The 7,856-nt window shown below is 44.5% G+C and carries 10 protein-coding genes; 4 read left to right on the top strand and 6 right to left on the bottom strand.

The window, feature by feature from the left end:
- Window positions 1-202: 202 nt before the first annotated feature.
- Entirely contained in the window at window positions 203-367 is a 165-nt protein-coding gene (locus F6J94_RS26120) for a hypothetical protein (RefSeq protein ID WP_293045524.1), read from the bottom strand.
- A 120-nt stretch (window positions 368-487) separates the two neighbouring features.
- Here F6J94_RS26120 and hppD point away from each other — a divergent pair, with 120 nt between their 5' ends.
- The 3 genes from hppD to F6J94_RS26105 all read left to right on the top strand — a co-directional run bounded on the left by hppD (window position 488) and on the right by F6J94_RS26105 (window position 2,965).
- Entirely contained in the window at window positions 488-1,615 is a 1,128-nt protein-coding gene (gene hppD / locus F6J94_RS26115; protein ID WP_293045521.1) for a 4-hydroxyphenylpyruvate dioxygenase, read from the top strand.
- A gap of 346 nt (window positions 1,616-1,961) precedes the next feature.
- Window positions 1,962-2,501, top strand: a complete 540-nt coding sequence (locus F6J94_RS26110; protein WP_293045518.1) for a hypothetical protein — start codon at window positions 1,962-1,964, stop codon at window positions 2,499-2,501.
- 281 nt (window positions 2,502-2,782) lie between these two features.
- Window positions 2,783-2,965 (top strand): hypothetical protein, encoded by a 183-nt coding sequence (locus tag F6J94_RS26105; RefSeq protein ID WP_293045515.1) that lies wholly within the window; start codon window positions 2,783-2,785, stop codon window positions 2,963-2,965.
- A gap of 93 nt (window positions 2,966-3,058) precedes the next feature.
- Here F6J94_RS26105 and F6J94_RS26100 read toward each other — a convergent pair whose 3' ends face one another.
- The 3 genes from F6J94_RS26100 to F6J94_RS26090 all read right to left on the bottom strand — a co-directional run bounded on the left by F6J94_RS26100 (window position 3,059) and on the right by F6J94_RS26090 (window position 6,579).
- Window positions 3,059-3,427 carry a hypothetical protein gene (locus F6J94_RS26100; RefSeq protein WP_229415385.1) on the bottom strand — a complete coding sequence of 123 codons (369 nt, stop codon included), beginning with the start codon at window positions 3,425-3,427 and terminating at the stop codon, window positions 3,059-3,061.
- Between the two features lie 203 nt (window positions 3,428-3,630).
- On the bottom strand, window positions 3,631-6,240 hold the full coding sequence (gene purL, locus F6J94_RS26095; protein ID WP_293045511.1) for a phosphoribosylformylglycinamidine synthase subunit PurL: 2,610 nt from the start codon (window positions 6,238-6,240) through the stop codon (window positions 3,631-3,633).
- Window positions 6,241-6,444: 204 nt separating this feature from the next.
- The gene (locus F6J94_RS26090) at window positions 6,445-6,579 is read right to left on the bottom strand and encodes a hypothetical protein (protein WP_293045508.1); all 135 of its coding nucleotides are present in this window, start codon (window positions 6,577-6,579) and stop codon (window positions 6,445-6,447) included.
- Between the two features lie 117 nt (window positions 6,580-6,696).
- Here F6J94_RS26090 and F6J94_RS26085 point away from each other — a divergent pair, with 117 nt between their 5' ends.
- Window positions 6,697-6,885, top strand: coding sequence for a hypothetical protein (locus tag F6J94_RS26085; RefSeq protein ID WP_075901464.1), 189 nt, complete (start codon window positions 6,697-6,699; stop codon window positions 6,883-6,885).
- 162 nt (window positions 6,886-7,047) lie between these two features.
- Here the strand turns inward: F6J94_RS26085 and F6J94_RS26080 are convergent, their stop codons facing one another.
- Complete coding sequence (locus F6J94_RS26080; RefSeq protein WP_293045503.1) at window positions 7,048-7,617, bottom strand: DUF1802 family protein; 570 nt, start codon at window positions 7,615-7,617, stop codon at window positions 7,048-7,050.
- 49 nt (window positions 7,618-7,666) lie between these two features.
- The gene (locus tag F6J94_RS26075; RefSeq protein WP_293045500.1) at window positions 7,667-7,849 is read right to left on the bottom strand and encodes a hypothetical protein; all 183 of its coding nucleotides are present in this window, start codon (window positions 7,847-7,849) and stop codon (window positions 7,667-7,669) included.
- Window positions 7,850-7,856 lie beyond the last annotated feature (7 nt).

Here is a 7,856-nt window from a genome sequence, read left to right as displayed (position 1 = left end):
GAATTAAGAATTAAGAATTAAGAATTAAGAATTGGGAATTCAAGAGAATTCGCGAATGCGCAAAGGTAGGATTTTCAAGTCTCAAGTCTCAAGTTTCAAGTCTCAAGTTTCAACTATCTGGCTGGAACAATGCAGATGTCTGCCTTAGAGGTATTACCAGCAGATGCGAGTCACGCAAAGCTTCCGCGCTTTAGGGATTGGCCTATGGCCACGCTACGCGAGTCACGCAAAGCAAATCGGCCATCTCAGGGGAATCGGGAATCGGGAATCGGGAATCGGGAATCGGGAAAGAGAGGGGAGTGTGGGAGGTGTGGGAGGTGTGGGAGGTGTGGGGAGTGATAAAAGTCAGATCAGCTGAAAATGCCATGACTTACCCACTCAGATATGTAAAATATCTGTAATCCTCTTTTCCCCACTGCAAATTGGTATAATTTTCTAAAAATAGCAACATTAAAAACAGTATAAGCTCTTTAACTAGATGTCACCCATGAAAATTGATCATGTTCATTTCTATGTTGAAGATGCTACAGTTTTTTCTGATTGGTTAGTCAACATTATTGGCTTTCAACGGGTCGCTAGTGGCAGTAGTCACCATACCTACACAGAAGTTGTCAAAAGTGGCTCAATCACTTTTGTTATCTCTTCACCTCTGACATCAACAAGTCCTATTGCTGAGTTTTTGCGTCTACATCCTCCTGGGGTGGCTGACATCGCTTTTCTTGTAGAAGACCTCGAAGCAGTGATTGAGAATGCGATCGCTCAAGGAAACCAAGTGGTAAAATTACCTCAGGAGCAATTGCAAAGACAGGGACGGCTAAAGTGGAGTAGAATCACCTCCTGGGGTTCTCTGGTTCATACCCTCGTGGAGCGGGATGGCATCTGTGAGGAATCCTTTTTCCCGGCTCAGTTGAACTGGATCACGAATACTGCTGATGGTAAGGTACCCTCCCTTAGTACAGAGGAAAACCGGGGAAATAACAATCTTCAGACCATGTTCACTACCATTGATCATGTGGTACTTAATGTAGCGGCTGGTGAGTTAGAGCGGGCAGTAAATTGGTATCAACAAGTGCTAGGATTTTGCCCAAAACAAATATTTTATATTAAGACACAACAGTCTGGTTTATACTCTCAGGTCATGGTTAATTCCACTGGTGAGGTGCAGTTGCCGATCAATGAACCAACGTCTGCTAATTCTCAGATTCAAGAATTTCTAGATTTCAATGGTGGAGCAGGAATCCAGCATATTGCTCTTAGAACTAGCAATATAGTAGAAGCGATCGCTCAACTCCGTGGTCGAGGTTTGCCGTTTATTGAAGTTCCTTCCAGCTACTACAGCCAGTTGCGGCAAAGACCAGGCGGCTCTAATTTACCTTTACCAACAGCAGAATGGGAAGAAATTGCTACCAGACAAATTTTAGTAGATTGGCAGCAAGAGTTTCCCCAAGCTTTGTTACTTCAAACCTTCACCCAGCCCATTTTTGGCAAGCCTACGTTCTTTTTTGAAATCATTGAGCGCCGCTTTCAGGCCAAGGGCTTTGGAGAAGGGAATTTTCGTGCTTTGTTTGAAGCCATCGAGCGGGAACAGAACAAGCGAGGAAGTTTATCAACGTAAGCTAATGCGCGTTCAGCTATAAACTTATGCTTAGGTTAATAATGCTCAAGGTTAATTTCTCTACTTGGAGGTATTGACAAAATGCCTTACCTTTTAACTTGTAATCAATGTCAAGTATCCAGTATAATTCTCTGTGTAGTGAGAAACCTTAGTTTTCTAGACCATAAAATCATGGGAAGTAAGAGTAGCAAGGTGTCGTCTAAGTCAAAACTCCGGGCGCGCTCAGTCCTTCAATTTATAGGTTAAACTACAGTAAAATAAGTCGTTTTTAAGGATTTTTTTTAGACTAATAAGCTACTCATATTAAACTGAAAAACCATAAATTTTAATCCAAGGTTACTTGAAAATGTTAACCGCATTACAACAAAGAAAATTAACAACATTATTCAACAATATCGATGCTGATTCAGGTGGAACTCTCAACCAAGATGATTTTCATCTGATTTTGAATAAACTGGCTATTTCACGAGGGCTAAAACCTAATTCTTGGCAATATGCCTATCTGCGTTCTATCTTGGTGTCCATCTGGAATAACTTGAGTTTGGCTGATCAAAACAGGGATGCAGAAATCACCCTTGAGGAATGGTTTAAGTATTACGACAATCTGATTCACTCAGATGCCTATGAACCCCTTATTCATTTGCAATGTGATGTCTTTTTTGCTTTACTTGATGAGGATGACAATGGAGAAATTAGTCAGCAAGAGTATGTAGATTTGGTCAGTGCCTATGGTGTTGATGCTAGTTGGGCAAGGGAAAATTTTTGCAAACTCGATTTGAATAGTGATGGACATATCTCTCAGGAAGAGCTTTTTACCTTGATGGATGAATTTTTACGCAGTGATAACCCAAAATCTCCGGGAAATTACTTTTGGGGTTCCTATTAAATTTTTACGGTATTAATCTGAGATATTTTCCATGGATCGAATTCGACGTTCAGACATTCCAGAATTTTATTGTCCAATAGACGTAGCACTCAATAAAACTGGGTAGACCTCTTGCTATTTCCTTAGTCCTAAACTTCTTACACAAAAAGGGATACCCAGATTATTTACTATATAGCACTACGCATTAAGGTGTTTGACATTCCTAAATTACGAAACTTATTCATAGCTTACTTCTGACTTTTGACTTCTGACTTCTGACGCTAAGCGTAGCGCTATACCACTTGATAAAACCCATTAACTATTTCTTCCAAGGAAACTTGGTACCCATCTCAGTTAGGGCAGAAAATACCAGATACAGGATCAGTAAACCAACAGTAGCTAGAAACAAAACAATATCATTATCCATAAAATTAAGGGAATCGGGAATCGGGAATCGGGAATCGGGAATCGGGAATCGGGGATAATAATTTAGGCCAATATAACCAAAAAATTCGTTGATCTAATTATACTAAATAAAGACTCCCTAGCATTCAGCAGACAGCTGAATGCTTACACCACTAATGAAGCTTCCTGTTCTCCTCAACAGACAGCAATTGGTCAAGCCAACCCTGAAACTCTTTGAGAGAAGCAATAGTAATTCCTTGTCGATGCAAGGTTTTTAACACAGAGACCGACTCAATCTGGTTAATTTTATCAACCAACTCCCTTGGCAAATCCTCAAATCGTACCTGAAGAACTTCCAAAAGAGTCTCTCGACTATTTTGGAGAATGCCTTCTTCTATCCCCTCTTTACGAGCAAGGCGCTCTATACTAGTAACATAGGGCATTGTGCTTTCCTCCTCAAAACGTCTGACTATCTTATAGCAAAGGGAACAGGGAACAGGGAACAGGGAACAGGGAGTAGGGAATAGGGAACTTTTGATCAAAATTCTCTCAATTCATTTAGGAATGCTGAATCAAAGCCCTTCTGGGCCAATAACTATCCAGCCAATTCCTGTTGAACGTGTTTAAAAAACATTGCGATCGCGTTCGCAAAGCGGTTCCAAAGAAACATAGCGAACCGGTTCTCATAATAATAAGGTACACAAGATTGTTTCCCGATTCCCGATTCCCGATTCCCGATTCCCTCCTAAACCCTCAAACGCCTTTCAATCCCATTTTCCCAAACATCACACATCTCCTGAACTGTCATCTCAATCACACACTGACCATTTCCCGCCAGTACTCGTAAACCAGCATTTTCCCCTTGAACAACACCCAGTTGTTGCCAATATCCCTCATCCCCCAACTGTTGCTGTAGATAAGATTCCCAACTTGTTTGCTGTTGAGGACTCACAGACACCAGAATCCGACTCCCCCCCTCACCAAATAGCACTTCATCCCAGCGTAGGTCTAGCGACTCGGAGCTATAGCCTAGAGTAATTTCTGCCCCCAACTTACCTGCGATGCAGGATTCAGCCAAAGCTACCACTAATCCTCCTTCAGCACAGTCATGAGCAGAATTTACCCAACCTTGACCGATACCCTCTCGCGTTACGGTTTGGATACGACGCTCTAAATCAAAATCCACTACTGGTGGCTTACCCGCAACCATACCATGAATCGTTGCCAGATACTCCGAAGCGCCTAATGTAATTTGGGATTTAATTTGGGATTGACTATTTTCCCAGTATTTAGTCCCCAATCCTAATAAATAAATTAAATCCCCTTCAGCTTGCCAACCTTGACCACAGGTTTTAGTAATATCAGCAACTAATCCCACCATCCCCACCACTGGCGTCGGGTAAATCGACTGAGGATTGCCGTCACTATCAATGGTTTCGTTATACAAGGAAACATTCCCCCCAGTCACAGGAGTGCCCATTTCCCGGCAAGCCTCTGCTATTCCTGCACAAGCAGAGGCCAGTTGCCAGTAACCCACAGGCTTTTCAGGAGAACCAAAATTCAGATTATCGGTTACTGCCAAAGGTTCTGCACCCACACAGCTCAGATTCCGTGCTGCTTCTGCTACCACAGCCTTTGCCCCTTCATAGGGGTCAAGATAAACATAACGGGAATTACAATCCACCGTTGCGGCGACACCAGCATTAGAGGTTACAGGTTGAAGGTTAGTAGGTTGAAGGTTAGCAGGTTGAAGGTTGGTTTCAGGTTGAAGGTTAGTTTCAGGTTGAAGGTTAGCCGGTTTAAGGTTAGCAGGTTGAAGGTTAGCAGGTTGTTCGCCTTTGGCGTTCCCGTAGGGTAGGTTAGTTTCGGTTGAACCTTGGCCTTTCGGCCACGCTTCGCGAACAACATTCAACCTGTCAACATTCAACCTTTCAACATTCAACCTTTCAACCTTCAACCCTTGTGGGCGTAACCGAATCACCGCAGCATCAGCATTTCCTGGCAGAATTAAGGTATTGTTTTGGACTTGGTGGTCGTACTGGCGATAAACCCAACGTTTCGACGCAATAGTTGGAGTATCTAGGAGTTGACCTAGGATGTCATTCCAAGTGTGATGCTTGCCGTTAATCTCAATACCTTTAACATTACAGGGAGGGAGGGATTCTCCATCCCATTCCCAAGCCTTCAATGCATAGTCTGGTGGTTCTGTCAATAGCTCCCGCTGATAAATTGGAGTATTATCTGCTAGGGCAGTAGCTGGGATTTCTGCTGCTACCTCTCCTTGGAACAAAATCCTGACCAAAGGTTCCTCGATTACCTTACCTGCTACCACAGCATGGAGTCCCCAACGGTGGAAAATATCAATCAGTTCCTGTTCTCGACCCTTGTGAGCAACAAACAGCATTCGTTCTTGGGATTCCGACAGCAGGTATTCATAAGGCACCATACCGGTTTCTCGCGCTGGCACCAGGTCTAAATCGAACTCAATACCCAAGCCCCCTTTAGCTGCCATTTCTGAAGTCGAACAGGTTATGCCAGCCGCTCCCATATCTTGAGCAGCTACTACTGCACCGGTTTGAAATGCCTCAAGACAGGCTTCAATTAGAGACTTTTCTAGGAACGGGTCCCCCACTTGCACCGCTGGACGGTCATCTAGGGATTGATCCGTAAGTTCCGCACTAGCAAAACTTGCCCCTCCCATCCCATCTCTACCGGTAGTGGACCCGACATAGAGCACAGGATTTCCAACTCCAGAGGCTCCAGAGGTAACAATTTCCGGAGTTTCCATCAGTCCCAGAGCCATGACATTGACTAAGGGATTACCAGTGTATGCCCGGTCAAAGTAAACTTCACCCCCTACAGTAGGGACACCCACGCAATTGCCATAGTGACTGATTCCTGCTACTACCCCATTAAACAATCGTCTAGTGTTGGCATTATCCAAAGTCCCAAAGCGCAGAGAGTTCAAGACCGCAATGGGGCGAGCTCCCATGGTAAAAATATCCCGTAAAATCCCCCCTACTCCGGTAGCAGCTCCTTGAAACGGTTCTACCGCTGAGGGGTGATTGTGGGATTCAATTTTAAAGGCTAGTTGTAGCCCATCACCCAAGTCTACAACACCAGCATTTTCTCCAGGACCAACTAGAATACGTTTGCCTTCTGTGGGAAATTGCTTCAGTAGAGGACGGGAGTTCTTGTAGCAGCAATGTTCCGACCACATCACACCGAACATTCCCAGTTCAGCTTTATTGGGATGACGTCCTAGGCGCTGGACAATTTCTTCATATTCAGAAGGGGTTAAGCCTTCAGCAGCAATCTCTTCTGGGGAAAAGGAGGTCGAGGAATTAGTCGGCATATCACTCTGGCACAAACGGCACAGAGATTATTTTATAGAGTTATTGATATCAATAGCTAGAGTTCTTTGACTCCTTTGGATTTTTGCGTTCGCGAAGCGGTTCCAAAGGAACATCGCGTATCAGCTATCAGCTATCAGCTATCAGCTATCAGTTATCAGTTATCAGCTATCAGTTTATGCGCTACGCGCAGGCTACTTGAGTCGCTATTGGCCAACGGCTGACTGCTGAGCGCTGAGGGCTGACTGCTGACTGCTGAGCGCTGACTGCTGAGCGCTGACTTCTGACTTCTGACTTCTGCTATACCTTACCAATTCCTTAGCCACAATAAAATCACCCACGTGGGTAATGTCTCGGATATATTCCCCGTATTACTCTGTAAGCATAGCTGCAACTTACAATCTTATCACCCCTAAAACCGCAGCTCTATCAATCTATCTATTGGAGGCAAACCCATTATGTCTAGAAATTTTGATCATATAGCCTACTCTGTATCCACCCTAGTTTATCAATACAATTGCTATAGCCCAAACACAATCGAATACGTTTTATTTAATCAAGGACTCCTAGCCGGTCTGGAAAGACAAGCCGAAGCTAGCGACAGTCCAGTTTACCTAGAAGGCTATGAAATAGGACAGACCTATTAAGCTGTTCTCGAGGTTATCCACTTATGGCCCTGCGCGCACTGGGGGGAATGCGCAGAGCAAGTCATGAATCGTAGGGTGGGCAGTGCCTACCAACGCGGTTTGCAAGCTTCATTATCTGTCTGGTGCACTGCCCACCAGAGCAATTAGCCTGCTTTTCCCCAGTCAATCTTCGATCAGACTACGAATTTCTCTAACTTGTTCGATATACTGCCCATCATTCCAAACTGGTACAACTCCTTCGTAAGAAATCGGTTCAACTAAATCAATCCATGAGCGACAGCCTCCGTACTCTTGGTGGTAGGGAGTGATCACAGGCTCAGGTAACTGATAAGTACGCAAAAGCAGTACATATAAAGGTTGACGTGGCTTCCACTTCCAACGCTCACTCACAAATTCTTCATTCCAAATATGATAGGGTAGCAGCGCAGCAACAGTGGATTGCTCCGTTACTGGCAAAATATCAGTAATAGACGCCCAGCTACCAATCCGAACAGTTTCCGGATGCCAACCTGAGGGCACAGGTTTCACAACTCCCCCATAGTCAGGTTTAAGCAAATTAGGCTTTTGATGCTCATAGGTAGGGTAGAGTAAAACCTTGTGGTGAGCCACACTGAAGCAGTTGCCCTGTTCACGAATACCGCCTTTGCGTAACAGCATAATCGTTTTGCCCGCTTCTAAGGCATCAACCGCAACAGCCCATTCTTTGAGGGCATGGGTAGTAGTTGAAAGCATAAATTTAGTAATGGGACTTTTCCAATAACAATAAGAGGTTTGCGTTTTCCTAGGATAGAATGCCAATATTACTCTCAGTAGGGAATAGGGAGTCGGGAGTAGGGAGTAGGGAGTAGGGAGTCGGGAGTCGGGAGTAGGGAGTCGGGAGTAGGGAGTCGGGAGTAGGGAATCGGGAGTAGGGAGTAGGGAGTCGGCAGTGGCCTCCAGAAAATTGAATGTACCATCTGGCCATCTCCCCA

Source organism: Moorena sp. SIO1F2 (assembly GCF_010672755.1).
Lineage (GTDB): Bacteria > Cyanobacteriota > Cyanobacteriia > Cyanobacteriales > Coleofasciculaceae > Moorena.
This window is presented reverse-complemented; position numbering and strand designations above follow the sequence as displayed.

Bases quoted from the DNA above. Each gene is read 5' to 3' on its own strand.
- F6J94_RS26120 (WP_293045524.1), bottom strand. From the start codon at position 367: ATGGCATTTTCAGCTGATCTGACTTTTATCACTCCCCACACCTCCCAC.
- hppD (WP_293045521.1), top strand. From the start codon at position 488: ATGAAAATTGATCATGTTCATTTCTATGTTGAAGATGCTACAGTTTTT.
- F6J94_RS26110 (WP_293045518.1), top strand. From the start codon at position 1,962: ATGTTAACCGCATTACAACAAAGAAAATTAACAACATTATTCAACAAT.
- purL (WP_293045511.1), bottom strand. From the start codon at position 6,240: ATGCCGACTAATTCCTCGACCTCCTTTTCCCCAGAAGAGATTGCTGCT.
- F6J94_RS26085 (WP_075901464.1), top strand. From the start codon at position 6,697: ATGTCTAGAAATTTTGATCATATAGCCTACTCTGTATCCACCCTAGTT.
- F6J94_RS26080 (WP_293045503.1), bottom strand. From the start codon at position 7,617: ATGCTTTCAACTACTACCCATGCCCTCAAAGAATGGGCTGTTGCGGTT.
- F6J94_RS26075 (WP_293045500.1), bottom strand. From the start codon at position 7,849: ATGGCCAGATGGTACATTCAATTTTCTGGAGGCCACTGCCGACTCCCT.